This window comes from Streptomyces sp. NPDC024632 (assembly GCF_055559175.1).
This window is the reverse complement of record NZ_JBVHLD010000001.1, coordinates 761141-785924: the sequence shown is the minus strand read 5'-3', so window position 1 is coordinate 785924 and position 24784 is coordinate 761141. Positions and strand designations below refer to the sequence as shown.

The 24784-nt window shown below is 72.0% G+C and carries 21 protein-coding genes; 11 read left to right on the top strand and 10 right to left on the bottom strand.

The genetic code is table 11. The features are described 5' to 3' along the window. Positions 1-329: 329 nt before the first annotated feature. From ACZ37P_RS03430 to ACZ37P_RS03415, 4 genes are all read left to right on the top strand, one after another. On the top strand, positions 330-563 hold the full coding sequence (locus tag ACZ37P_RS03430; protein ID WP_188280635.1) for a chaplin: 234 nt from the start codon (positions 330-332) through the stop codon (positions 561-563). A gap of 163 nt (positions 564-726) precedes the next feature. Beyond that, the gene (locus ACZ37P_RS03425; protein ID WP_391042339.1) at positions 727-1494 is read left to right on the top strand and encodes a chaplin; all 768 of its coding nucleotides are present in this window, start codon (positions 727-729) and stop codon (positions 1492-1494) included. Positions 1495-1638: 144 nt separating this feature from the next. Next, complete coding sequence (locus ACZ37P_RS03420) at positions 1639-2004, top strand: hypothetical protein (protein ID WP_355336498.1); 366 nt, start codon at positions 1639-1641, stop codon at positions 2002-2004. A 155-nt stretch (positions 2005-2159) separates the two neighbouring features. After that, the gene (locus ACZ37P_RS03415; RefSeq protein WP_467344593.1) at positions 2160-2570 is read left to right on the top strand and encodes a rodlin; all 411 of its coding nucleotides are present in this window, start codon (positions 2160-2162) and stop codon (positions 2568-2570) included. A 99-nt stretch (positions 2571-2669) separates the two neighbouring features. Here ACZ37P_RS03415 and ACZ37P_RS03410 read toward each other — a convergent pair whose 3' ends face one another. The 4 genes from ACZ37P_RS03410 to ACZ37P_RS03395 form a co-directional block, all read right to left on the bottom strand. Then, the gene (locus tag ACZ37P_RS03410; protein ID WP_391126687.1) at positions 2670-3125 is read right to left on the bottom strand and encodes a hypothetical protein; all 456 of its coding nucleotides are present in this window, start codon (positions 3123-3125) and stop codon (positions 2670-2672) included. Positions 3126-3207: 82 nt separating this feature from the next. Beyond that, on the bottom strand, positions 3208-3657 hold the full coding sequence (locus tag ACZ37P_RS03405; RefSeq protein WP_467344591.1) for a cupredoxin domain-containing protein: 450 nt from the start codon (positions 3655-3657) through the stop codon (positions 3208-3210). Positions 3658-3784: 127 nt separating this feature from the next. Beyond that, positions 3785-4627, bottom strand: coding sequence for a ferritin-like domain-containing protein (locus ACZ37P_RS03400; RefSeq protein ID WP_355336494.1), 843 nt, complete (start codon positions 4625-4627; stop codon positions 3785-3787). Beyond that, positions 4624-5421 (bottom strand): ferritin-like domain-containing protein, encoded by a 798-nt coding sequence (locus ACZ37P_RS03395; protein ID WP_355336493.1) that lies wholly within the window; start codon positions 5419-5421, stop codon positions 4624-4626. The genes ACZ37P_RS03400 and ACZ37P_RS03395 overlap by 4 nt, the downstream gene beginning before the upstream one ends. Before the next feature lie 246 nt (positions 5422-5667). Here ACZ37P_RS03395 and ACZ37P_RS03390 point away from each other — a divergent pair, with 246 nt between their 5' ends. Next, positions 5668-6552 (top strand): sigma-70 family RNA polymerase sigma factor, encoded by an 885-nt coding sequence (locus ACZ37P_RS03390; protein WP_467344590.1) that lies wholly within the window; start codon positions 5668-5670, stop codon positions 6550-6552. Positions 6553-6649: 97 nt separating this feature from the next. Here ACZ37P_RS03390 and ACZ37P_RS03385 read toward each other — a convergent pair whose 3' ends face one another. Beyond that, on the bottom strand, positions 6650-7423 hold the full coding sequence (locus ACZ37P_RS03385) for an alpha/beta fold hydrolase (RefSeq protein WP_467344589.1): 774 nt from the start codon (positions 7421-7423) through the stop codon (positions 6650-6652). 63 nt (positions 7424-7486) lie between these two features. On the opposite strand from ACZ37P_RS03385, the gene ACZ37P_RS03380 reads away from it, so the two are divergent. Then, on the top strand, positions 7487-7903 hold the full coding sequence (locus ACZ37P_RS03380; RefSeq protein WP_401851075.1) for a MarR family winged helix-turn-helix transcriptional regulator: 417 nt from the start codon (positions 7487-7489) through the stop codon (positions 7901-7903). 68 nt (positions 7904-7971) lie between these two features. On the opposite strand, the gene ACZ37P_RS03375 is transcribed toward ACZ37P_RS03380, so the two are convergent. Together ACZ37P_RS03375 and ACZ37P_RS03370 are read right to left on the bottom strand one after the other, a co-directional pair. Beyond that, positions 7972-8934: a hypothetical protein gene (locus tag ACZ37P_RS03375; protein ID WP_401305219.1), complete on the bottom strand. Its 963-nt coding sequence runs from the start codon at positions 8932-8934 to the stop codon at positions 7972-7974. 154 nt (positions 8935-9088) lie between these two features. Beyond that, on the bottom strand, positions 9089-10231 hold the full coding sequence (locus ACZ37P_RS03370; RefSeq protein ID WP_467344586.1) for a glycoside hydrolase family 26 protein: 1143 nt from the start codon (positions 10229-10231) through the stop codon (positions 9089-9091). A 350-nt stretch (positions 10232-10581) separates the two neighbouring features. Here ACZ37P_RS03370 and ACZ37P_RS03365 point away from each other — a divergent pair, with 350 nt between their 5' ends. From ACZ37P_RS03365 to ACZ37P_RS03350, 4 genes are all read left to right on the top strand, one after another. Then, positions 10582-11901 (top strand): glycosyltransferase family 2 protein, encoded by a 1320-nt coding sequence (locus ACZ37P_RS03365; RefSeq protein WP_402710353.1) that lies wholly within the window; start codon positions 10582-10584, stop codon positions 11899-11901. Then, entirely contained in the window at positions 11894-13144 is a 1251-nt protein-coding gene (locus ACZ37P_RS03360; RefSeq protein WP_467344584.1) for a glycoside hydrolase family 26 protein, read from the top strand. Before ACZ37P_RS03365 ends, ACZ37P_RS03360 begins: the two co-directional genes overlap by 8 nt. Continuing rightward, entirely contained in the window at positions 13141-14784 is a 1644-nt protein-coding gene (locus ACZ37P_RS03355) for a glycosyltransferase family 39 protein (protein WP_467344582.1), read from the top strand. Before ACZ37P_RS03360 ends, ACZ37P_RS03355 begins: the two co-directional genes overlap by 4 nt. A 148-nt stretch (positions 14785-14932) precedes the next feature. Beyond that, positions 14933-16123, top strand: coding sequence for a glycoside hydrolase family 26 protein (locus tag ACZ37P_RS03350; protein ID WP_467344580.1), 1191 nt, complete (start codon positions 14933-14935; stop codon positions 16121-16123). Between the two features lie 103 nt (positions 16124-16226). On the opposite strand, the gene ACZ37P_RS03345 is transcribed toward ACZ37P_RS03350, so the two are convergent. After that, positions 16227-18128, bottom strand: coding sequence for a discoidin domain-containing protein (locus tag ACZ37P_RS03345; RefSeq protein WP_467344578.1), 1902 nt, complete (start codon positions 18126-18128; stop codon positions 16227-16229). Positions 18129-18377: 249 nt separating this feature from the next. On the opposite strand from ACZ37P_RS03345, the gene ACZ37P_RS03340 reads away from it, so the two are divergent. Then, entirely contained in the window at positions 18378-22847 is a 4470-nt protein-coding gene (locus ACZ37P_RS03340; protein ID WP_467344576.1) for an nSTAND1 domain-containing NTPase, read from the top strand. Positions 22848-23221: 374 nt separating this feature from the next. Here the strand turns inward: ACZ37P_RS03340 and ACZ37P_RS03335 are convergent, their stop codons facing one another. Together ACZ37P_RS03335 and ACZ37P_RS03330 are read right to left on the bottom strand one after the other, a co-directional pair. Continuing rightward, positions 23222-24043 carry a helix-turn-helix domain-containing protein gene (locus tag ACZ37P_RS03335; protein WP_467344574.1) on the bottom strand — a complete coding sequence of 274 codons (822 nt, stop codon included), beginning with the start codon at positions 24041-24043 and terminating at the stop codon, positions 23222-23224. Positions 24044-24362: 319 nt separating this feature from the next. Continuing rightward, entirely contained in the window at positions 24363-24752 is a 390-nt protein-coding gene (locus tag ACZ37P_RS03330; protein WP_355336481.1) for an MmcQ/YjbR family DNA-binding protein, read from the bottom strand. Positions 24753-24784 lie beyond the last annotated feature (32 nt).

Sequence of the window (24784 nt, the reverse complement as noted above, 5' to 3'; positions counted from 1 at the left end):
TCCAAACCCCCTGAACACCCCCCCCCCCCCCCCCAACACCCCCCCCCCCCCCCCCCCCCCCCCCCCCCCTCCCCCCCCCCCCCCCTTCCCCCCCCTTCCCCCCCCCCCCCGGGGCCGTACGCGTTTTCCGCGCCGGGATTCTGCTCCGGGCGGAAAAAGCCGAGCCATTCGAGTGGATGATGGAAGGCGCCGCACGCTGGGGAGTTGCTTACGGTCGGCACCCGTCGTTAGCCCGGTCGGTAGTGGTGTTCACGGACGCGGATTTCCTGTGTCCGGCCCGTACGAAGGACGTGCTGGTGCCAGACACCGCTCCGGAAAGGGAGCTCAACGTGAAGTACTCGAAGGTCGCGGCGGTCGCTGCCGGAACGCTCATGGCTGTGGGTGTCGCGGCCCCCGCGTTCGCCGACTCCGACGCCAGTGGCATCACCTCGCACTCCCCGGGCGTCCTGTCCGGCAACAGCATCCAGGTGCCGATTCACATCCCCGTGAACCTGTGCGGCAACACCGTCAACGTCATCGGTCTGCTGAACCCCGCGTTCGGCAACACCTGCGTCAACAAGTGACGAAGTGAAGTGACGTCGTCCTGTCAGGCCGTCAGGTTCTGATCCCGGACCGCCCCGGAGCGTGTGCGTCGCGCTCCGGGGCGGTCCGTCTTACGGGATGGGCACGGGACGGCCGCGGGACGTATTCGGCGCAGCCGAAGAACCGAGCGGAGAAAAGAAGTCGATGCGACACATCTTGAGCCGGAGCCTGCTCACCGTCGCCGCCGCCAGCAGCATCCTCGCGGCCACCGGGGGGTACGCGAACGCGGATTCCGACGCGCAGGGCGGTGCGTCCAACTCACCCGGCCTGCTGTCGGGCAACAGCGTCGAGGCACCGGTCGACGTCCCGCTGAACGCGTGCGGGAACAGCGTGAACGTCGTGGGAGCCGACAACGCCGCGCTGGGCAACCACTGCTCCAACGAATCGCATTCCCACCACCACACCGCTTCCGGCGCCCCCTCCTCCGCCCATTCGTCGGGCACCCAGGGCTCCGCGGGCGTGGCCTCAGGGAACTCGGTGCAAATTCCGGTCGACGTTCCGCTCAATGTGTGCGGAAACACCGTGGACCCCCTGGCGCTGCTGAATGCGGTGTCCGGGAATTCCTGCGACAACGACGGCACGGGCGCGCACGCGGTCACCGGCACCGACACCAGTTCGGTGCACACCGATCCGACGGTCGACGTCCGGAGGCTTCCGCCGGCTCCCGAGCCGAACCACGCGGTCCCCGCCGTCCTGGACGGGGTTGACCAGCGGTCGCTCGCCGAGACCGGCGTCGCCGGCGGCGAGTTCGGGGCGGCCGGGGCGACCAGCGCCGCGCTGCTGCTCGGCGGCGCCATGCTCTACCGCCGCGGGCGCGGGCCGCGGGTCGCGCACGCCGCCGCCCACGGCGCGCACGCCGCGTCGGGCGCCCACGCGGCCTCCATGGCCCGTATTCGCCGCACGTATTCGTAACCCTGGGCAACGGAATTAATACGAGAATTGGGCGAGGCGGCTCTCACGTTCGGGTGATTGTCGAGAGGCCGGTTTACTCCTCGTTTCCGTTGCTATCCGCGGTCGTTGACCATGCCGACAGACACCGGCACTGAAAGGGTGGCAATGAAGTACTCGAAGGTCGCAGCAGTCGTGGCCGGATCGATGATGGCGGTCGGCGTCGCCGCGCCTGCCTTCGCCGACGGTATGACGGCGCCCGAGATGCCCACCGCGGCCACGATGCCCACCAGCATCAACGGCGGTGTCGAGCAGGCCCTGAACGAGCAGCCGCTGCAGCAGCTCAGTGACGGCCTCAAGGTCGACTCCGCGCTCCGGACGGTCAGCGCCGCCGCCGACCGCCTGCGCGGTGAGACCTCGACCGACGCGCTCCTCGGCCAGGCCACCTCCGCCACCAAGGATGCCGCCACCTCCACCGTGACCGGTGCGGTGCCCGGTGCCTCGCTGCTGGGCGGACTCCCGCTCGGCCGCTGACCCGGCCCCGGCTCCCCCACCTGCCGCGCGTCGGCTTCGGCCATCCTCGCGGCAGCACTCCGCCATCGGAGTGAATCGCCGGAACCAAACCCCACGTGAGCGGTTGATCAGATCGCTCCAGAACCGTGCAATCGAGCACCAAAAAGGGATTTCAGATGATCAAGAAGATGCTGGCCGGCGCTGCGCTCGCCGCCTCGGTTGTTGCTGTCGGCGTCACCGCCGCCCCGCAGGCCATGGCCCTCGGCGACGACCAGGGCACGACCACGGTGAACGGCAACGGCGCCGAGCAGAGCTACGGCAACACCCACACCGGCGGCACCCAGAGCCCGCAGATCGGCCTCATCCAGGGCACCCTGAACAAGCCCTGCCTCGGCGTCCCGGTCAAGGCCAACGTCGGCTCCCTCGTGGGCCTCGTGCCGGTCACGGTCCAGGACATCAACGTCCTGGCCTCCCCGCAGAACCAGCAGTGCGCCGAGAACAGCAGCCAGATCAAGGGTGACGAGCCCGCCTCGCACATCCTGGACCAGATCCCGGTCCTGTCCGGCAACGGCGTGCACAACGGCTGATCCGCCCCCCACGGCTGATCTGCTCCACCGCACCGCACAGCGAACTGCCCGACCCGGCCGCACCGGCCGGATCGGGCAGTTCGTCGTTGAGAGGTGTTCCTAGCGCAGCGTGGACGCGTCACGGCGGCGGGTGACGCGGGTGACGTACCAGTGGATGAGCAGGCCGGTCGCCATGACGATCGTGACGATCTGGGACCACACGGCGAGCTTCTTGTCGTAGAACCAGACCGGCTCGTACATGTTGGGGAACGGGCCGTGCGCGCCGACGTTCACATAGCGGTAGAGCATCAGGGCGAAGAGGCCGCCCGCGGCGACCAGCCAGGCCAGGGCGGCGCTGAGCGGGCGGCGCCAGACCAGGATGAGCAGGGCCGCGAACGACGCCATGCCCGCCTCGATCCGGAAGAGCGTGCCCTGGCTGATGTCGGCGGACACCGCGTCGTACTGGTCGGCGAGCTTGGCGTGCACATAGGCGTCCACGGCGAGCCCGGCGGCGGCGACGAGGCGTGCCGCCAGGTCGAGCGCTCGGCCGGTGGAGCTGACCCCGGCTGACGGCATGACGGATCCTCGTTTCCTCGGGCGCGTACCGGTCGTACGGCCACGGTGGGGGGAGCGGAACGCGCGGTGATCCGACGGCGCGTCAGTTCACGGTGAGCGTGCCCTTCATGAACTGGTGGATCGTGCAGATGTAGTCGTACGTGCCCTTGGCCGAGGGGGCCTTGAAGGTCACCGTCTTGCCCGGCGCGATGTCGTTGGTGTTGAACTGGCCGCTCTTGACCGAGGTGACCGTGTGCGCCGTCGAGTCCTTGTTGGTGACCGTCACGGTGGCGCCGGCCGCGACCGTCAGCGACGCGGGCGTGAAGGCGAAGTTCTGGATGACGATGGTGTCCGCGCCACCGCCGCTGGAGGCCGACGCGGAACTCGACGCGGAACTCGACGCGGACGAGGACGCCGACGTGGCAGCCGCCGACGTACTCGTACCGCTACTGCCGCTCGAACCCGAGCTGGAGCAACCGGTCAGGGCCAGCGCGGCGCAGGCGGCGGCCAGCAACGGCGCACGGCGTACGCGTACGGGGACGCGCGAAGGCACGCGTACGGGGACGGGAGCGGTGCGTGCGTGGAGCCGGGTGACGATCAACTCGGGCTTTTCCCTTCGGAATTCGGGCGAGGCACGGGACGGCCCGTGTGGGGGTGCGGGCCGTCCCGTACAGGTGGGGTCAGACGGTGAGCAGGGTCGGGCTGGCCGCCTTGTCCACGGGCAGGAAGTCGTCGGGGACCGGGTACTGGCCCAGGACGAAGTTGAGGATCGCGGCGTGCTGCGCCTCGACCGGCGCGATGGTGGCGGCGGTCGCGATCCCGGCGGGGCTGGTGACGTTGTAGGTCGCGAAGAGATACGTCTGCGCGGCCTGGTCCTCCAGTTGCAGGGCCAGCTTGGCTACGGCGCCGTAGGTCTTCGCCTCGCCGAGCGCCTTGAGGGTGGCGGCCTGGTTGGACAGCGGCACATTGGTGATGGCGGGCTTGCCCGCACCCGTGAGTACCGCGTTCCACGCCTTCGCGTGGTCCGCGTGCTGAGCCATCGCGGTCGTCACGAAGGTGGCGACGGCCGGCGGCACCGTACCGAGCTTGCCCGCCTTGGCCGCCTCCAGCGTCGCCTTGTAGGCGCCGACGGCCTGGTTCTCCAGCGCCGTCGCCAGCGCGACGACCTTCAGGTCACCGGTGTACTGGCTGCTCCCGGACGCCGACGCCGAGGCGGTCGGCGAGCCGCCGGGCGCACCGGTCGCGGAGTCCGCGGAGGTCTTCTTGTCGCTGCTGGAGCACGCCGCGAGCGCGAACGCCGCCGCCACCCCGCCGGCGCCGAGCAGGAAACGCCGCCGGGAGGCGTCGGCCACCCCGCCGCGCCGGTCGCTTTGTGCCTTGTCGCGCTGTTCCGCTGCGAGGTCCGCGGCCGCCGCACGCATCGCGGGCAGCGTGTCGCGGTGGGCCTCTTCCATGTCCTGGGTGAGACGGGCGAGCTCGCGCTCGCTGATCTGCAGCTCCCAGCCGTCGCGTGCGGTGGTCACTTCACGGCCCCCTCAGAGATCGGTGAAGCGTTCTTGGTCGGGTAGAAGGCGTTGGGGAAGCCGACGCTGCCTGCCGCGGCGGGCAGCTTGGCGACGTCCGTCGGGATGGCGATCAGGTCGCCCATGTTCCCGGCGAGCAGCGCCTGTACGGCCAGCAGCGTCGCGCGGTGCTGGGCCTCGACGGGCGCGACGGAGGCGAAGAGCTTGCGCAGGTCGCCGTTGCTGACCTGGCTGACGTTCTTCGTGTACGTCTGGGCCGCGACGTCCTCCAGCGTGATCGCCAGCTTCACGACGTCCGCGGGGGTCTTGATCGACGGCAGCGCCTGCTTGACCACGGCCGCGTACTTCGGGTCCGGCTGGTCCTGCGCCTTGCCGCCCGCCTGGGTGGCGGCGGAGTTGAACGCCTTCGCGTGCGCCTGGTGCTGCGTGGTCGTCTTGGCGATGAACGCCGCGATCGTCTTGTTGCCGTCCTTGATGAACGGCAGTCCCGCGGCCGTCTGGTAGACGCTGATCGCCAGGTTCTCGATCGACGCCGCCGTCTGCAGCGCCATGATGTCGTCGCTGGAGGAGGCCGCGGCGACCCGCGAGGTGTGCAGCAGAGCGGCGGCGCCCGCCACTCCGGCGACCGCTCCGCCGCGGTGCCACCAGCGGCGCGAGGACGCCGGCGCGGGCTGTGCCGCCGCGCGGAAGTCGTCCAGCGCGCTCGCGGTGATCCGCAAGGCGTCACTGTTCAGGTCTTGTGACTGCTCCGTCAGTTCTTCGAGCAGCCGGGTGTCGATGCGCTCTACGCCCATCACGCCCCATCTCTCACGGTGCCCGCTCTTGTGAGGGCACTCCTGCGACAGGTTCGTGGCGGCGGCTCATCCGGATTGGTCCCGTCCTCCGTACGGGCACCGAGACCACTCTTCCGGGTGACGGCAGGGGGCCGTTCCACCCAGTAAAAGCGTCTGTACGGTGCGTGGCGGTACCGCCAGGTGTCACATCGGGCCCGTCCGGCGGGTCACTGCCACGACGACGAGGTGACGGAGGTGGGTGGCCCGATGGACGAGTACGAGTTCCTGGCGGCGCGTTTCGAGGAGCAGCGCGGCCGGTTGCGCGCGGTGGCGTACCGGGTGCTCGGCTCCACCGGCGAGGCGGACGACGCGGTGCAGGAGACCTGGCTGCGGCTGAGCCGGATCGACGCCGACGAGGTCGACAACCTCGCCGGGTGGCTGACCACGGTGGTGGCCCGGGTGTCGCTGAGCATGCTGCGCTCGCGCGGCAGCCGCCGCGAGGAGCCGCTGGAGACGCCCTCGGGAGGCCCGGTCACGCGCGCCGCCGCGGCCGAGGACACCGACCCCGAGCAGCAGGCGCTGCTCGCCGATTCGGTCGGGCTCGCCCTGCTCGTCGTCCTCGACACGCTCGGTCCCGCGGAACGGCTCGCCTTCGTCCTGCACGACATGTTCGCCGTTCCCTTCGACGAGATCGCGCCGATCGTGGAGCGCTCGCCCGCGGCCACCCGTCAGCTCGCCAGTCGCGCCCGGCGCCGGGTGCAGGGGGTCGCCGTCGTCGACGAGGAGCGCTCCGCGGTACGGCGCCGCGCCGTGGTCGACGCCTTCCTCGCGGCCTCCCGCGGCGGGGACTTCGAGGCGCTCCTCGAACTCCTCGACCCCGATGTCGTGCTCCGGGCCGATCCCGCCGCCGCCCTGTCCGGCGCCACCTCCGTCCGCGGCGCCGCCGCCGTCGCCACCACCTTCCTCACCCGGGCCAAGGGGGCTCGCCGCGTCCTCGTCGACGGGGTCCCCCAGCTCGCCTGGATCCACGACGGCCGGGCCCGCGCCGTCTTCGCCCTCACCGTCAGCCCATCCGGGCGCGTCGCCGAAATTCACGTCCTCGCGGACGAGGCCCACCTCGCGCTCCTGCGGGTCGTCGTCGTGGACGAGTGACCCTCCCCCGCGCCGCGAGGACGGTTCCTCTGCCGTGGGGGTTCGCCGATGGTTTTGGGGCGCGGCCCCGGGCGGTTCTTCTGCCGGGTGCCGGGTCCTAGCGGGCGCGGTAGGCGTCGATCGCCGCGAAGGTCGCCTCCGGCTGCTCGATCTGCGGGAGGTGGCCCGCCTTCGGGACGACCTCGAAGCGCGCGTCGGCGAAGGCGGCGGCGTACGCGGCCCCGTACCCCGGTGTGAAGACGCGGTCGCTCTCGCCCCAGAGGACGAGGGTCGGGACGCGGACGTCGGCGAGCCGTTCGCGCAGGCCGGGCGTGTGCATGTACGGGTCGCCCGCGATGATCCGCATAGTGGCCATGTTCGCCTGGCGCGCGGCCAGTTGACCGGCCGGGAGGGTGGCGGGGTCCACGAAGAAGCGGTCGGGGTCGTGGAAGGAGTGCTCGGCCACGCCCCGCGCGTCGAGCGCGAAGAAGTCCGTCATCGGCTCGCCCTCGACCAGCACTCCGGCCGCGTCGATCAGGACGAGCCCGGTGATCAGGCCCGCGCCGTCCCGTACCGCCATCTCGGCCGCGATCCAGCCGCCGAGCGAGGAGCCGACCACCAGGACGTCACGCAGCCCGCGCTCCCGAAGCAGCTCCAGGTACGCCACGGCGAGGTCGTCCACGCCGTCGTACGCCTCGGGCCGGGGCGTGCCGTCCCAGCCGGGGAGGGTCGGGGTGAGGACACGCGCGGTACGGGCGAGGTGGGCGCCGAGGCCCGCGACGGTGAAGGGGCCTCCGCCGCCGTGCAGCAGCAGTACGGGGCGGGCGGCGGCATCGGTCCGCGCGTCGGCGGGGCCGGTCTCGGCAACGGTGAGCTGCGATGGGGTCGTCATACCGTCGACTGTAACTAAGGATATTTATATAAGCAAGCTTAGTCGGAGTGTTAGGCTGTGCCCATGCCCGTTGAACTCCAGCTCCTCGGACGAGCCGTCAAGCAGGCGCAGTACCGCCAGCACCGCGCCCTCGACAGTCGCCTGGCCACCGTCGGCACCACCCTCGCCCAGTGGGACGCCCTGCGCGCCGTCGCCCGCACGCCCGGCGCCTCGGCCCGCGACCTCGCCGCCGCGACCTTCCAGACCGAGCAGTCCTTCGGCACCCTCGCCACCCGCCTCGCCGACCGCCACCTCATCGACCGCCGCCCCGGCCGTGGCCGCCGCATCGAACACCACCTCACCCCCGCCGGCGAAGCCCTCCTCTCCGCCGGCCACCGCATCGCCGACGAGGTCCTCTCCTCCGCCTTCTCCGCCCTCGACGACACCGAACGCGCCACCCTCCTCGCCCTGTTGCGCCGCATCGGCGAAGAACCGACGTGAGCCCGTGACCCTGTTACGGGTCACGGGCTCACAAGGCGCGGTCGCGTGGCGTCAACGACCCCTGCGGGTCAGTCCAGTTCGGTCAGCCGGGTCAGGGTGTAGCCGGCGATGCCGTGACCGGCTGCCACCGAATCGGAGTCCTTGTTACCCGCGGCGCCGGTGTTGGGACCGGCAAGGGTGGTGTAGACGTAGCGGCCGTGGACCGCGTGGGTGACCGCGCAGGGCACCTGCTTGCAGAAGTTCGGGATGCCGGGCTGGCCGGTCAGGGGGATCAACTTGCCCTTGAAGCCGGTGTCGACGGCCTTGGCCTCGGCCTCGGTCGGGAAGACCAGCACGCCCACGCTCACCGAGTCCTTGCCCGAGACGTAGGTGGCGAGCACGATCTGGGTGCAGTGGTTCTTGTCCAGGACCGGGCCGAGTCCGCCCTGGGTGCTCTTCCAGCAGGGCGTGCGGTGGCTGGTGGCCTTCCGCGCGAAGCTCTGCCCGTTGATCGTGAGGGTCTTCGCGGTGAAGAGGTCGCTGCCCTGCAACGTCGGAGTCGAGGACGGTCCGGGGGTGCCGTCGGTCGGCGAGGTGTCCGCGGACTCGGTCGGCTGGACGGACGGCGCTGTCGTCTGCTTGTCCTTGTCGTCCTTGGCGACGGTGCCGTCGTCCTTCTTGGACCCGCCCATCAGGAACAGCGCCGCCGCGCCCGCCACGGCGACGACCAGGACGGCCGCCACGCCGATGATGAGCATCCGCTTCTTCCGTGCCCGCTGCTCGGCCACGTGCTGGTCCGCGAGCGCCGACCAGTCGGGCTCGTTCGGATTGGGCACGTAGGGCTGCGGCTGCGGGAACTGCGGTACGCCCGGCCGGATTTCGTACGGGTAGCCCTGCTGGACCGGCTGCGGATGCTGGGTCGGGGGGTAGCCGTAACCCGGTTGCGCCTGCTGCGTCGGTCGCGCGGCCTGCGTCTGCTGCTGGTCGACCTTCGGTACGGCACCGTTCTGGTGCGGTATGCGAGGATCCTGGGGCCCCGTGGGAGTACTCATGGCCTGGGGGAGTTCGCCCTTCCGTCACTCATTTCGGTGAATCATAGCGTCCGTCATGGACTCGGGGTGGCTTCTCCCGTTACGGCACCTTCACAGGACCTTCGGTTCTCAGACGGCTCACAGACAGCCCGCGGACTAGTCACGCGGGCGGCGTTCAGGACCCTCCGGCCGACATCGGCCAGGGCCGCAGGGTGAGCGAGTCGAGTCCCTTGCGGAATGCCGTCTTCGTCTGCGCCGAGATGTCGAACCGGTAGTCGTACTTGCCGCCCTCGTCCTTGCTGTACTGGAACCAGATGAAGCCGATCACGTTCGGCGTGCGCTTGATCCAGCGGAAGAGATCGGCCGTCCAGCCTGCCTGTTGCGGCCCCGGCGCGCTGCCCGTCTCGCTCACCAGGATCGGCTTGTGCGAGAACTTGGTGATCTCGTCCACCGTGGGCTGAAGCACCTCGGTCGCGGTGCGCTCGCCGAAGCCGTAGCCGTCGAGTCCGATCCAGTCGACGTACCCGTCACCGGGATAGAGCGGATTCAACGCGACGCCGTTCGTGCCGCGCAGCACATTGGGACTCCAGACCCAGATCACCTCGGAAGCTCCGACGATCTGAAAGAGATCGTGAATGTGGCGCCACGCCTTCACATAATCTCCATATGAATTCCCGCTGTTCTTCTCTGACCACGGGTACCAGTCGCCGTTCATCTCGTGTGCGAAACGCAGACCGATCGGTTGTCCGATCGCCTTGACCTGCCGCGCGAAACGGATGATGTAGGCGTCGTACGTGCCCGACGCGATCCGCTTGAGCGCGTACTTCGGCTGGTCGGCGGAGCGTGAATCGCCGTACGGCTCCCAGGTGACCAGCGGCAGCGCGCCCTGCTGGTAAGCGAGTTCGGCGTCGGAGGCGGAGAAGTCCCGCCGCCAGTCCTGGTAGTACTCCAGGATCCTGGGCGGGCGGCCCGCGGCGGCCGAGGCCGAGGCGGTGGTCGCGCGGTTCGGCCCGTGGAAGGTCGCGAGGCCGAAGTAGAGGCCGTCGGGGTGCAGATACTCGGCTTTTGTCAGGGTCTTGGTGCGGGCCGGCGTTCCGGGTGATGCCGGTGATCCCGGCGTTCCGGACGCTCCGGGCGCCGTGGCCGATCCCGTGGGGCCGCTCGGCGGGGCTGTGGTGACCGGTACGGCGTCGCCCGCGATGGTCGTCCCCTCGCCGCCGTCGGAGGAACATGCGACCAGGCTCAACAGCAGTGCGCCCACGAGCAGGCACGTCGGCAGGGCGGACGTGCGCCATATCCGTCGTGTCAGGACATTCATCTCCGGTATCCCCGGCCGTTTCTTCTCCGCGGAGTCGCGGATCGATGGATCCGCGAACCGTCAGCGTCTCAGCGAACCGTCAGCATCTCATCCGACGACCATACGGACGACGGCGCGACGGGCTTGTCCGGGTAATTCACGGAGCGGGGCGAAATGCGCGACATCGGTGTGGGGTACGCCACATGTATGTGTGTCAGCTGTGTGTCAGGCCGCAGGTACCGGCTGTGTTACAGGTGATGACCGAATTGGGGGACGCTAAGGATCATATGATAAAAATCGTGTCACCACTTACGTTCTCTGCGGCGTGCCGCCTTGTAGGTGGCTCGGGGGAATCGGCGCGATAGGAAGACATGCTGGCGTTCTTGCTGGAGATCCGTGAGTTGCGGCTCCAGGGGGTGGTGTACCCCTTCGCCGCCTTCATGGCGCTGATCTGGCTGCTGTGGCTGATCAAAGTCGTGTTGGCGCGTCGGTACAAGCCATGGAAGCGCCCGTTCCAATCCACCACTTCCGTGATCATCCCGGTCGTGGACGAGCCCGAGGACCTGTTCCGCGAAGTTGTCGGCCGGATCATCGACCAGCGGCCCACCGAGATCATCGTGGTGATCAACGGCCGCCGCAACGAGGCGCTTGAGCACATCTGCGACGACCTCGGCGTGTTCTGGAAATGGACGCCCGTTCCCGGCAAACGCAACGCGCTCAAGGTCGGCCTGGCGGAATCCAGCGGCGAGATCGCCGTACTCGTCGACTCCGACACCATCTGGACCGCCAACACCCTCAGCGAACTGGTCAAGCCGTTCCGCGACCCCGAGGTCGGCGGGGTGACGACCCGTCAGCGCATCCTCCAGCCGAGCCGCACCGTGCTCACCCGCTGGGCGGACTGGCTGGAGAGCGTGCGCTGCCAGTACGCGATGCCCGCGATGAGCGTGCTCGGCACCGTCGGCTGTCTGCCCGGCCGCACCATCGCCTTCCGCAGCCACATCCTCTTCGACTGCATGGACGCCTTCCTCGGCGAGAAGTTCCTCGGCGTCTTCCTGGAGGTGAGCGACGACCGCACGCTCACCAACTACACGCTCAAGGCCGGGTACAAGACCGTCTACCAGTCCACGTCGCTCGTCTACACCGACGCCCCGCTCCAGTTGAAGAAGCTGGCCAAGCAGCAGTACCGCTGGGCGCGCGGCTCGCAGTACAACACGCTGCGGATGATGCCCTGGATGCTGCGCAACGCGAAGATGCTCGCGCTGTTCTACTTCACCGACGTGGCCGTGCCGTTCGTGCTCCTCGGCACCTTCGCCTCCTGGCTGGTCGCCGCCTTCCACCGCGGCCGTCCCGGCATCTACCACGACCTGCCGCTGCCCGGCGACCCCACCAAGGCCCTGGTCCTGCTCATCGCGCTGGCCGCCGTGATGTCGCTGTTCTCGCTGATGTTCCGCTTCGGGCGGCACTTCGCCTACCGGCCGCAGGACCTGCTCTTCCTGCCCGCCTTCATGGTGATCAACACCCTGCTGCTGCTCCCCGTGCGCCTGCTCGGCTTCTTCCGCTGCGCGCACAACGCGAGTTGGGGCACCCGCGCCGACAGCTTCGCGGGCGAGAAGTCGCACAGCGCCCTGGTCCTGGTGCCGTACGTGATCGGCGGCCTCATGCTCGGGGGGTCGGTGATGATGAGTGTCTAGCAGCCAGAACACCCCGGCGACACCGCCCCCTTCCGACCCCCGGCGACCGAGCGCCAGCCGACGGCGCAAGAAGCCGGCGCACTGGTGGAACCGGGGCACCGGCATCCGGCTGCGGATCTGGATGGCCGTCAACGCGGTCCTGCTCTCCGCCCTGTCCTACGGCGTCTACGCGGCCGTGGTCTCCAACGCGGAGGGCACCGGCTACTCCGGACTCGGCGGCGGCAGCAGGACCAACCCCGGCCTGCTGGAGCGGCTCAAGGGCAGGACCGAGCCCGGCATCCCGACCAAGGCGCAGTTCCTGCACCCGGACGGCGTCTACTTCGGGGCGGCGACCACCAACGCTCCCTACGACGCGGCGGAGGTCGACAAGCTGACCGTCGACGCGGGCGGCATCCGGCCGACGATGACGTCCTTCTTCCTGTCGTGGAGCCAGAAGTTCAACCCGTACGCGATCACGGCGGCCTACGAGCACGGCACGCTTCCGGTGCTGAGCTGGGAGCCCTGGCAGGGCGGCGCGCAGAATCCGGAACCCGACCAGATCCTGAAGTCCAATATCGACCAGCCCGCGTACCGGCTCGCCAACATCACCGCGGGCATGTACGACACGTACATCACGCAGACGGCGAAGGCCGTCGCGGCGGCCAAGTGGCCGCTGGTGATCCGCTTCGCGCACGAGATGAACGGCGTCTGGTACCCGTGGGCGGAGCGGGTGAACGGCAATCACCAGGGCGACTACGTCAAGGCGTACCGGCACGTCCACGACATCTTCCGGAAGGTCGGGGCCACCAATGTGATCTGGGCCTGGTCGCCGAACATCGTCCGGCCGGCCAAGAAGGTCTCGCTCAAGGCGCTCTACCCCGGTGACGACTACGTCGACTGGGTCGGCATGACCGGCTACGGCGTACGCGAGTCGACGCCGGAGATCACCTTCCGGGCGACGATCGACCAGATCAGGACCTTCACCGACAAGCCGCTGGTCATCATGGAGACCGGTGCGCAGATCGACGCGCAGCAACTGAGCTGGGTCGACGCCTTCTTCCCGTGGCTGCGGAAGAATTCCGAGGTGATCGGGTTCGTCTGGATGCAGAAGGACCGCGACTCGGGCGCGGGCGGGAACTGGCGGTTCACCTCCAGCAAGGCCGAACAGCAGGAGTTCCAGGCGGGCTTGGCCACGCTGCGTCTGGCGACGGGTCACGCGGGCGCGCCCGCGCCCTCCGACTCCCCCGCCGGGAGCACCCCATGAGCGAGCGGGAAGTCCTCGAATCCGACGCCGACTACCCCGATCACCCCGACACCATTCCCATCTCGATCATTCCGCAGCCGCGGAACTCCCATCACGACGAGGGCGAGTGGGAGATCCAGGACGACAGCACCGGGGAACGCCCCGCCTCGGGGGGGCGCGCCTCGCGGCGGCGCCAGGAGGAGAAGCGGCGCGGGATGGGCCGCGCCGCGATCATGCTGCCGCCGATGCTGGTGACGCTCGTCGCGGGCGGGTACCGGGTGGGTGCGGCGCAGGTCAGGGAGGACGAGGCGGCGACGTGGTGGGCGGCGCATCTGTCGTGGTCGGACCTCGGGCGGCTGCTGGACAACACCGATGTGGTGCTGGCGCCGTACTACGTGCTGATGCACTTCTGGGTCGCGGTCGCCGGGAGTTCGCCCGCGATGCTGCGGGTGCCGTCGGTGGTGGCGATGGCGGTGACGGCGGGACTGCTGGCGCTGCTCGGCCGCCGGATGTTCGACGCGCCGACCGGGCTGGTCGCGGGGCTGGTGTTCGCGGTGCTGCCGGTGACGACGCGATTCGCGCAGGAGGCACGGCCGTTCGCGCTGGCGGCGCTGTCGGTGGTGGCGGGGGCGCTGCTGCTGTACCGGGCGCTGGACCACGTGGGCGCGGACCGGTGGGGCGGATACGCGTTCGGGATGCTGTGCACGGGGCTGTTCCACCCGGTGGCGGCCACGGTCGTGGTGGCGTATCTGCTGATCACGCTGGCCACCGAACGCCAGCGCACCGGGGCGTGGTTGGCGGTGACGCTGGTGCCGGTCGCGCCGCTCTTCGCGGTGCTGATGCTGGCGCGCGGCCAGAACCACCAGGACCCGCAGGGCGGCACCGATGTGCACGCGCTGCTGCGACTGCCGCAGGAACTGCTCGGCTCGCAGCACGTCGCCCTCGCGGTGGGCGGCCTCGCGCTGCTCGGGGTGCTGCTCGGCCGCAGGAACGGCGTACCGCTGCTGGTGTGGGCGGTGCTGCCGCCGGTCGCGCTGTTCGGACTGCGCTCGTACGGCAACCTGTTCACGCCGTCGTACTTCGTCTTCACCGTGCCCGCCGTCGCGCTGCTCGCGGGCGCCGGGGTGTGCGGTCTGGCCAAGCTGCTGCCGGGCAGGGAGGGCGGGGCGGCGACCCGGCAGATCGTGCTCGGCGCGGTCGCCGCCGTCGCCGTGGCCGCGGTCTCGCTGCCGGCCTTCAACGGCCTGCGCACCGACCCGCGGCCCGGACTCCCCGACTACCAGGCGGCGTCGGCCTGGCTGCGGACGCAGACGCGCGGCGGCGACGGGGTCGTCTACAGCGGTGAGCTGGACAAGGCGATGCGGGGCACCGCGTACCAACTGCGCGCCGTGGCTGACCCGCCGGACGCGGTGTACGTGACGGTGTCGCCGCAGCGGGACGGTACGTACACCGGACAGCCGTGCTCCGCGCCCGTGGTGTGCACCAAGGACGTCCAGCGGATCTGGCTGGTGGCCACCGCGCCGCGCACGCCGTACGCGGGGATGACGGCCGACGAGGGGAGATTCCTCCAGACCGAGTACAAGGCGGGCACCGCGAAGGACTTCGCGGGCGGCCTGCGGATCACGCTGTTCGACCGGCTGCCGCGGAAGTCGGCGCGGTAGCGGGCGCGTTGGGCGCGCCGACCGGGCCGGCCGCGGGCGTGGCCGGTCGCGGACGTGGCCGGGCCCGACGGGGGCGGGGCGCGCGGGGGCAGGGTGCGCGGGGCGTTCAGGGAATCGTCGGGGGAACGGGTGACGGAGGCGGGGGAGCATGCTCGGGGGAAGACGCGACCGGTGGACGCGCGGAGGTCCGCTCGTCAACTGGCCGGGGCGGCTGTCCAGCCCCTTCTACGGCCAGGTCTGGAGCCGGGCGAAGTACGTCGTGCCCGCCGCGGTCCTCGCGCTGCTGATCGGGGTCGCCGCGCTCGCCTGGGGTGACGGCGGGGACGGGGGCGGCGACCGCAGCGCGGGAGCCGACCGGGCGGCCGACAGCGGCGCGGCCGACAGCGGCGTGGGCGACGGCGACGGGGTGTCGACCATCGCGCCGGGGCCGCCGCGGACCGCCGTGCCCGACAAGGACGCCATCCGCCGACCGCCCGCCGGGACCACGTACTTCGGCGTCGCCAAGCCCGACGCGCCCTGGAATTCGGCCGTCCTGGCCGGAGTCGGCCGCGACGCGGGCGGCGTCACGCCCAACATGGTGGAGTACTACGTCAATTGGACCCGCGGCTTCGACCCGGACCCGGTCCGCGCCGCCTACGCCCAGCACGCCGTGCCCGTCGTCTCCTGGGAACCGTGGGCGGGCTCCGCGAAGGGCACCGAGCAGCCCTCGTACGCGCTGCGCACCATCATCGACGGTGCGCACGACCCGTACATCAGATCCTTCGCCGAGGCCGTCAAAGCCAACCGCTTCCCGATCGCGCTGCGCTTCGCCCACGAGATGAACGGCCACTGGTACCCGTGGGCCGAGCCCAACGGCGGCAACAGACCCGGTGAGTACGTCGCCGCGTGGAAGCACGTCCACGACATCTTCCAGCAGGCCGGCGCCACCAATGTGATCTGGGTCTGGGCCCCGAACACGCTGCGCGGCGCGGACGACATCAGCCTGAAGTCCCTTTATCCGGGCGACGGTTACGTCGACTGGATCGGCCTCGACGCCTACGGGGTCGCCGAGCGCTCGGCGGGCGAACTCCTCGACCCGTCGGTGAACGCCCTGCGCGCGTTCACCGCGAAGCCGCTGCTCATCACCGAGACCGGCGCCCAGCCGGGCGGGCGCAAGGCCCCCTGGATCGCCAGCCTCTTCCCGTGGCTGGCGAGCCGCCATGACGTCATCGGCTTCATCTGGTTCCAGTACACCCACGCCGAAGGCGGCGGCTCCGACTGGACGTTCATGTCGAGCGCCGCGGCGCAGGAGTCCTTCAAGGCGGGAGCGAGGACATTGCGGCTGGCACAAGTGCCGTGACGCGTAGGGCTGTTCGTACGCGGGCCGCCCCCGGCGCGTGCACCGGGGGCGGCCCTGGACGTTTACGTGCTTACGTGCGCACGTGCTCACGCGGTCCTGACGGTCAGGTGCCGAGCACCTGGAACTCCCAGAGCGAGTAGCCGTACTGCGTGGCGCGCGCCGTCCCGTACATCCGCACGTACCGCCCGGTGCCGGTGACGTTCAGGGTCTGATTGCCGCCGGTGCCGGTGGTCGTGGAGTAGACGTCCGTCCAGGTGGTGCCGTTCGCGGAGGTCTGGATCCGGTACGCCGTCGCGTACGCGGCCTCCCAGTTGAGCTTGACCTGGCTGATGGTGTGGCTGGCGCCGAGGTCGACCTGGAGCCACTGCGGGTCGCTGAAGGTGCTGGACCAGCGGGTGCCGGGGTCGCCGTCCACCGCGCTCGCCGCCGTGAAACTGCCGTTCTCACTGGACGAGGCCGTGGCCGCCTTCCCCTGCGACAGCAGGGTGGGCGTGCCGGGTCCGCCGGGGTCGCCGCCGCCGGACGTCGGTGTGCCGTACAGCGCCAACTCGTACAGCGAATCGCCGTATTGGGATGTTCTGGCGGTCGCGTAGACCCGCACATAGCGGGCCGTGGCCGACAGCGCGGTGTCCTGGATGTCGGCCGGACTGTTGTTGTTGGAGTAGACCGTCGTCCAGGTCGTGCCGTTGGCCGACGTCTGTAGCTGGTAGGCGGATGCGGCCGCCGCCTCCCAGACCAGACTCGCGTGCGTGAGGTTGTAGGACTGGCCGAGGTCGACCTGGACCCACTGCGGGTCGCTGAAGCCGCTCGACCAGCGGGTGGTGACATCGCCGTCGGTCGCGTTCGACGCGGGGAACTGCGCGCTCTCGGTCGAGGAGGCCGTGGTCGGCTTGCCCTTGGCGATGTTGGTGCCGGTGCTGCCGGGCGCGGCCTTGTTGTAGACCGCCACGTAGTCGACGTTCAGCGAACCGCCGCTGACCGTGGCCGCGTTGGGGCCGCCACCGAAGGCGGCGGGGAAGCCGCCGCCGATCGCCAGGTCGAAGATGATGTAGAAGCTGTGGTCGACGGCGTTGGCCCACGCCGTGGCGTCCACCTGGTTGGAGCTGAGCGTGAAGTAGTTCGCGCCGTCCAGGTACCAGCGGATCTGCTCGGGTGACGTCGAGCGGTCGATCTCCACCGCGTACGTGTGATAGCCCGTCTGGCAGCCGGAGCAGGCCCGTTCACCGCTGCCGACGCCGCTGGACTCGTTGCACGCGCCGCCCGGATTCGTCCCGCAGTGCAGGGTGCCGAACACCGAGCTGCGGCCGTTGATGTCCTCCAGGATGTCGACCTCGCCGGAACCCGGCCACGGCACGCCCACGCGCAGCGGCGACCCCAGCATCCAGAACGCGGGCCAGTAGCCCGCGCCGTTGGCCGTGGTCACGTTCGGCTGCTGGATCGACGCCTGCATCCGGACCACGCCGCCGGGCTGCGCGCCGAAGCCGTCCGCCTGGGTCTCGACCCGTCCCGACGTCCAGCCGGTGTTCGGGTCCGTGCCCGAGTGCAGTGCCTTGAGCACCAGATGGCCGTTGCCGTCCTGGTAGACGTTGGCCGTGCTGTTCGTCATCGTCTCGATCTCGCCGGTCCCGAAGGTCCAGCCCTCACCGGCGTCGTAGCGCCATGTCCCGGTGTCCAAGCCGGTGTTGGCGGCGCCGTTGAAGTCGTCGCTCCAGGTGGTGGTGAAGCCGCTCGGGGCGGCGGGGACGGCGTTCGGCTGTACGGCGGCCGGTTGTGCGGCCTGTCGCGCGGCCTGTTGCGCCGCCGGTTGTGCGGCCGTTTGTGCCGCCGCGGTCCGGGTCGCCGTCTGTGGGGAGACGGTGCCCTTTCCTACGGCGGACGCCGACGCCGACGCCGACGCGGACGCCGACGCCTGCGGCGAACCGGCCAGCGCCACCGCGGCCATCGCGCTGACGGCGACTAATCCGACGCCCAGCCGTTTCCGCAAGCGCTTGTCTCTCATCGACATGCCTGCTCCTTGTGTGGGGGGTTGCGTGAGAGCGCTCTCTCCACGCGAGAGTCGGCCTTGCCCCAGCCCCTGTCAAGGCTTCCGGCAACGTTTACGGAGCCGTCCGCGCGCCGTACGGGAGGAGGACGGTGCCCGGCCAGGGAGGTATGCGGCAGCGGTGTGCACCCAGTGCAATTCCGGGCCGTGGCCGTCCCCGTGGGGCGCGGGTCTGCGTAGCGTGGCAGCTCTGTCCGTCGAGGGGAGTGCGCGGTGTCGGGACGTCCGGAGAAGGAGATGGCGCCGGGCGACAACCCGGTACGCCAACTGGCGCGCGAGTTGCGCGACTTGCGGGAGGCGGCGGGCAAGCCGACGTACCGGACGATGGCCAGGGGCGCGGGTTTCGGCGCGAGCACGCTGTCGCGGGCCGCCTCCGGCGAGACGTTGGCGACGCTGCCGGTGGTCCTGGCGTACGTCCGCGCGTGCGGCGGCGATCCGGCCGACTGGGAGCGGCGCTGGCGGGCGGCGGCCACGCGGGCCGCGGGGCCGCGGGACGCCGAGGACGGCGACGATCCGGCGCCCTACCGCGGCCTGGCCCGGTTCGAAGCGGGCGACGCCGACATCTTCTTCGGCCGCGACCGCCTCACCGACCGCCTGCTGGAACTCACCGCCCGCCGCCGCTTCACCGCCGTCTTCGGCCCCTCCGGCAGCGGCAAGTCCTCCCTCCTGCGCGCCGGCCTCATCCCCCGCCTCCAGCAAGTCACCGACCCCGCCACCCGCCCCGCCGCCCTCCGCATCCTCACCCCCGGCGCCCATCCGCTCCGCGACCACGCCCCCCACCTGACGCCTGCGGCGAGCTCCACGTACGACCCTGCGGCCAGCACCGCGGACGGTCCTGCGACCGGCTTGGCGGGCGGTCGTGCGACGGGCACGTCGGCCGATCCGGAGCGAGGCCCGGAGGGTGGTCCCGCGACCGCCTCGGCCGCGAGTGCGGCGACGGATTCGACCGACGGTCGGGCGGCTGGGCTGGCGGCTGGTCCGGGGCCTGGCGTGGCGGGTGGTCCGGCGACTGGGCACGTGATCGGCTCCGAGCCCAGCCCGGAGGGCGGTCGCCCTGCCGGGCACGCATCCGGTTCGGCGTCCGGCTTGGCGGGCGGTCGTGCGACGGGTACGACGGCCGATCCGGAGCGAGGCCCGGAGGCCGGTCCGGCGGACGGGCACGCGTCTGGTCCCGCGACGGCCTCGGCCGCGAGTGCGGCGACGGATTCGACCGACGGTCGGGCGGCTGGGCACGCGTCCGGCCCGGAGCCTGGCTTGGCGGGCGGTCGTGCGACGGGCACCGCTCGTCCGGCGGCTGGGTACGCGGCTGACGCGGGGTCCGGCTCGTCCGGCGGTACGGCGGCTGGGCACGTGACCGGCTCCGAGTCCGGCCCGGAGGGCGCTGGCGCGGCTGGCTCCACGGCTGGTACGGCGATCGGCGCGACCGGCGGTCGGGGGGCTGGTCCGGGCCTTGGGCCGGTGGGCGGTCGGGGGGTTGGTGCGGGGTCCGGTGCGGAGGGTGGCGGGGGGGATACGTGGCTGATTGTGGATCAGTTCGAGGAGCTGTTCACGCTGTGTGCCGACGCGGCGGAGCGGGAGGGGTTCATCGAGCGGCTGTTGGCCGCGGCGCATCCGGCGGGGCGGACGCGGGTGGTGATCGCGGTGCGGGCGGACTTTCTGGGGCGGTGTGCGGAGCATCCGCGGCTGATCGGGGCGTTGCAGGACGCGACGCTGCTGGCGGGGCCGATGGACCGGGACGAGCTGCGGGAGGCGGTGGTGCGGCCGGCGCAGGCCGCGGGGCTGATCGTGGAGAGGGCGCTGTCCGCGCGGGTGGTCGCGGAGGTCGTGGGGGAGCCGGGTGGGCTGCCGTTGATGTCGCACGCGCTGCTGGAGACGTGGCGGCGGCGCGCCGGCCGGGCGCTGACCGAGCGGGCGTACGACGAGGCCGGTGGTCTGCATGGCGCCATCTCCCGTACGGCGGAGGACCTTTACCACCGGCTCACCGCCGAGCAGGCGGCCCTCGCGCGCCGCGTGCTGCTCCGCCTGGTCATGCCGGGCGACGGCACCCCCGACACCCGCAGACCGGTGGCCCGCGCCGAACTCGCCCTGGGCGCGGACGACACCGCCGTCGTCCTGGACGAGCTGGCCGGGGCCCGGCTGATCACCGTGGACGACGGGACCGTCGACCTCGCCCATGAAGCCCTCATCCAGGCGTGGCCACGCCTGCGGTCCTGGATCGACGCCGAGCGGACCCGGCTGCGCGTGCACCGTCGGCTCACCGACGCGGCGGTGATGTGGCACGAACTCGACCGCGAGCCGGGCGCGTTGTACCGGGGCTCGCGGCTCGCGGCGGCCGAGGAGGCGTTCCCGGCCGAGGAGGCGTTCCCGGCGGCGGAGGCGGCCGGCGGACCCGACGAACTGACGCCCACCGAAAGGGCGTTCCTCGACGCCAGCACCGCCGCCCGCCGCCGCGAGGAGCAGGCCGCCGCCCGAACCACCCGCAGACTCCGCGCGTTGACGGCGACCCTGTCCGTACTCCTCGTCCTGGCCGTGGCGGCCGGGGCGACGGCGTGGACGCAGAGCCGCAGCAACGAGCGGCAGCGCAGGGCCGCCGACGCCGCCCGGCAGGTCGCGCTGTCGCGGCAGCTCGCCACCACCTCGGACGCGCTCGTCGGCTCCGACCCCGAACTCGCCTCGCTGCTGGCCGTCCAGGCGTATCGCGAGAGCCCCACCACCGAGGCGGTGGTCAGCCTCGAAGCCGCCGCCGCGCTGCCCCTCAAAGCCGTCCTGCGCCCGCCGGACCGCGAACACGACGTGGAGTCACTGGCGTTCAGCCCGGACGGCCGCACCCTCGCGACCGGCGACAGCGCGGGCACGGTGATCCAGTGGGACGCGGCGGGCGGCCGGGTCCGCTCGACGGTCGGCCACCCGAGCGCGGGCGCGACCGCGCTGGCGTACGGCGCGGACGGCCGTACCCTCGCGATCACCGGCTGGAAGGGGGAGTTGGACCTGCGTCCGGTGTCCGCCGAGGGCGGCCGGGGGGCCAGGACCGTGGCCCTCGGCCCTGAGCCGCCGCTGGACTGGGAACTCGGCCCCGACGCCCGCACCGCCGTCACCGCGGACCGCGGCGGCGCGATCAGGCTGTGGGACGTGGCGACCGGCCGCGACCGGCGGATCGTCACCAGCCGCGAGAAGATCCCGGGACCGATGGCGTTCTGCGCGGGCGGGCGCGTCGTGGCGATGTCCGACGCCGGGCGGATCCGCGAGTGGGACACCCGGACCGGCCGCCCGCTGGCCGACTTCGCCGCCAGGTCGCAGGCCCACGAAGTCCCGGACGACGGAGGGGACTTCCTCGATCTCGCGTGCGGCCCGGACGGCCGCAGCGTGGCCACGGGGGACTTCGCCGACGGCAAGGTGCGGATCCGGGACGCGGCGACCGGCCGCGTACGCGCGGTGCTGTCCGGGCACGCGGGCCAGGTCGGCGCGCTGGCGTTCAGCCCGGACGGCCGCACCCTCGCGACCGGCGGCGACGACCGGACGGTACGGATCTGGGATGTGGCCACGGGCAGGGCCCGTGCGGTGCTGTCCGGTCACACGGGCACCGTCCGCGCGCTCGCCTTCAGCCCGGACGGCCGCACCCTCGCGACGGCGGGCGCGGACCGCACCGTACGGCTGTGGGACGTGACGAACGGCCCCGCCGTCCTGCCCGGCGTCGCGGCGGCGGCCTTCGGCGGCGGTGGCGTCGTACTGGCCGGAACGGACGGCGGACTCCGGCTGCGCGACACGGCCACCGGACATGTGCGCGTCCTGGCCGGTCCGTCCCCGGGACCGCCGCCGGTCGCGGTCGCCGTCACCAAGGACGGGCGCGCGGTGGCCAGTTGGGACGGCGACGGCTCGGTGCGGCTGTGGGACACCGTGTCGGGGCAGGTCACCGCCACCCTTGCGGCGGCCGGGAACGCGGGCGGCCTGGCGTTCAGCCCCGACGGCCGTACGCTCGTCATCGCCGACTACGACGGCCGGTTGCGGCCGTGGGATGTGCGCGCGCACCGCTTCCGTACGACCTTCCGGGTGTGGATCGCACCCGGCACGGGACCCGTCTTCGGCCCGGACGGCCGGATCGTGGCCGCGCAGACCGTGGACGGCGCGGTCGCGCTCGTCGACCTGGGCACGGGAGAGACCCGGTCCATCCTCAACGGCGCTCCTGTGCACGGCAGTTCGGGCAGCATGCCCATGGTGGACTCGGGCGTCGCGCTCAGCTCGGACGGGCGCACGGCCGCCGTCGGCACCTGGGACGGCCACGTCCTGCTCGCCGACCTGACGACCGGCCGCACCCGCGCGCTGGCCACCGGCCGTACCGCGCCCGTGACGTCGGTGGCCTTCACCCCCGACCGCCGGACCGTCGCGGCGGGCGACTGGGACGGCCCCGTGCACCTCCTGGACGTGGCCACCGGACACGTGCGGGCCACCCTCACGGCGGCGCCCCGCTCCGCAACCGACCTCGCCTTCGGCCCCGACGCGCACACGCTCCTCGTCCTCGACCCGCAACAGACCGTGCGGCTCTGGGCCGTTGACCTGCCGCACCCCGCGGCTGCCGTCACCGCCGTCTGCCGCGCGGTCGGCCGCGACCTCACCCGGCAGGAGCGCGGCACGTATCTCCCCGACGAACCGGCCCGCCCGGTCTGCGGCACCACCACGGCCCGCTGAGGCCCGCCCGGTCTGCCGCACCACCGCCCGCTGAGGCCCGCCCGGTCTGCCGCACCACCGCCCGCTGAGGGCCGCGCCGCGCGGGCCCGGCATTGCGCTCTCGGTCAGCTCCCTTGCGCACAGGGCCGATGACGGGCGGCTCGGCCCCCGGCAGACTCGGTGGCCCGGCGCACGGGGGAGGGTGCCCGGGGCCGGTGGGCCGAGAGCGCGGCGCGCGGTGCGGGTCGTCAGTGGCGACGGCGATCGGGGAGGACGACCGCAGTGAGCCGCGATGGGGGCAGGGGTCGCGCCTCGGCCGACCGGTCGTGTGGGGGCGGGGAGTTCGGGCGTACGGTCGCCCGCTCGGCGGGCGTGCGCGGGGGCGGTGTGGACGCTCACGCGCTCAACAGCCGCCTGCGGTAGGCGCCGGGCGCGACGCCGTACTCCTTCTTGAAGGCACGGCCGAAGACCGCCGCGTCCGGGAAGCCCCACCGCGCGCAGATCCGGCTGACGCTGCGGTGCGCCATCCGAGGGTCGGCCAGATCGGCCCGGCAGCGGTCGAGCCGTTCGGCGCGGACGTGTCCGCCGACGGTACGGCCGCCGTCCTGGCGGAAGAGGTGGTGCAGGTAGCGCACCGAGATGTGGTGCGCGGAGGCGATGGCGGCGGGCGACAGCCAGGGCGCGGCGAGGTGGCGGTCGATGTACTCGCCTATGGCGCAGCGGAGTTCGAGGGTGCGGGACGCGGGTACGGCCGCCGGTTCCGCGAGCTGGGCCAGGAAGGCCGTGGCCAGGCTCAGCGCCGCCGAGCCGAGGCGCGCGCCTTGCGGGGCGAGCACCGAACCGGCCGCCTGGTCGGCGAGCCCTTCGACGTAGTGCGCCAGCAGCGCGGCGGGTCCGGTGTCGGAGGAGAGCGGGCGCGCGACCAGGTGCCTCAGCGACCTGGCGGGCACCGGCACCGCCTCGCGCGGCAGGTGCAGCACGATCGCCCGCCCTAGCGGCGCGGCGGACTCGACCGCCCTGACGAGCAACGGCCGTGAGGGCTCCCACAGCCCCAGCTCGCCGGCCTCCAGCCGCGTACCGGCCCGGTCCCGTTCCGCGTCCCCGCCGAGGTCTCCGCCACCGGTCCGGCCGACGTTCCCGGCACCGTTCCCGGCAGCGCTCAGGTCCCCCCGGTCCACCCCGTCCGCCCGGCGCAGCGTCAGCGGCCCCTCCGACACCAGCGCCAGCCGCCAGTGGTCGACCCCCGGCCCAGGCCCAGACCCATGCCCCGGTCCACGTCCAGGCCCCTGCCCAAGCCCAAGCCCCGGCCCCGATCCCCGCCCCGGCCCCGGCCCCGGCCCCGGCCGTACGGTCAGCGGTCCCGGCGGGCGCACCACCGTCAGCCAGACCTGCCCCAACTCCCATGCGTGCGGACGTGCTTCGTCCATCGGCGGTGCTGCCCTTCCGCGACGATCCCCGCGGACCCCGTATGCGACGCCCGCGAGATTGATTCCACGGCAGCGCGCATTGATGGGCAGCCCCCGCCCGCCGGGTGAATCAATTCCGTTCGGGGCGACGGCCGTTCGCCGGGAACGTCTCGACCAGCTCTTGCGGCGCCGCCTGCTGCCACGAGTCGAGCAGGATGTCGTACAGCTCGCCCTCGTCCTCGAGCGCCGCCAGCCGCGCCCGTACCCACGACGAGTGGGCCTCGTGCGCGGGCACCCAGAACTTCTCCGGCTCCGAGGCGATCAGCTCCGCGCGCTCGTGCCGCGGACAGCGCACCGCGAACGACGTCCCGTCGTCGGGCACCGTCACATACATCCGGCGGCCGACATGGAACGTGGGATGTCCCCACAACTCCTTCTCGACGGTCCCGGGCAGCCCGAGCGCCACGCGCCGCACATCCCCGCTCCCCAGCACTGCCCGCCGCCCCACGACTCTCCCCATCCCGGCTCCGTCCGCGTGCCCGCGCGCCCGCC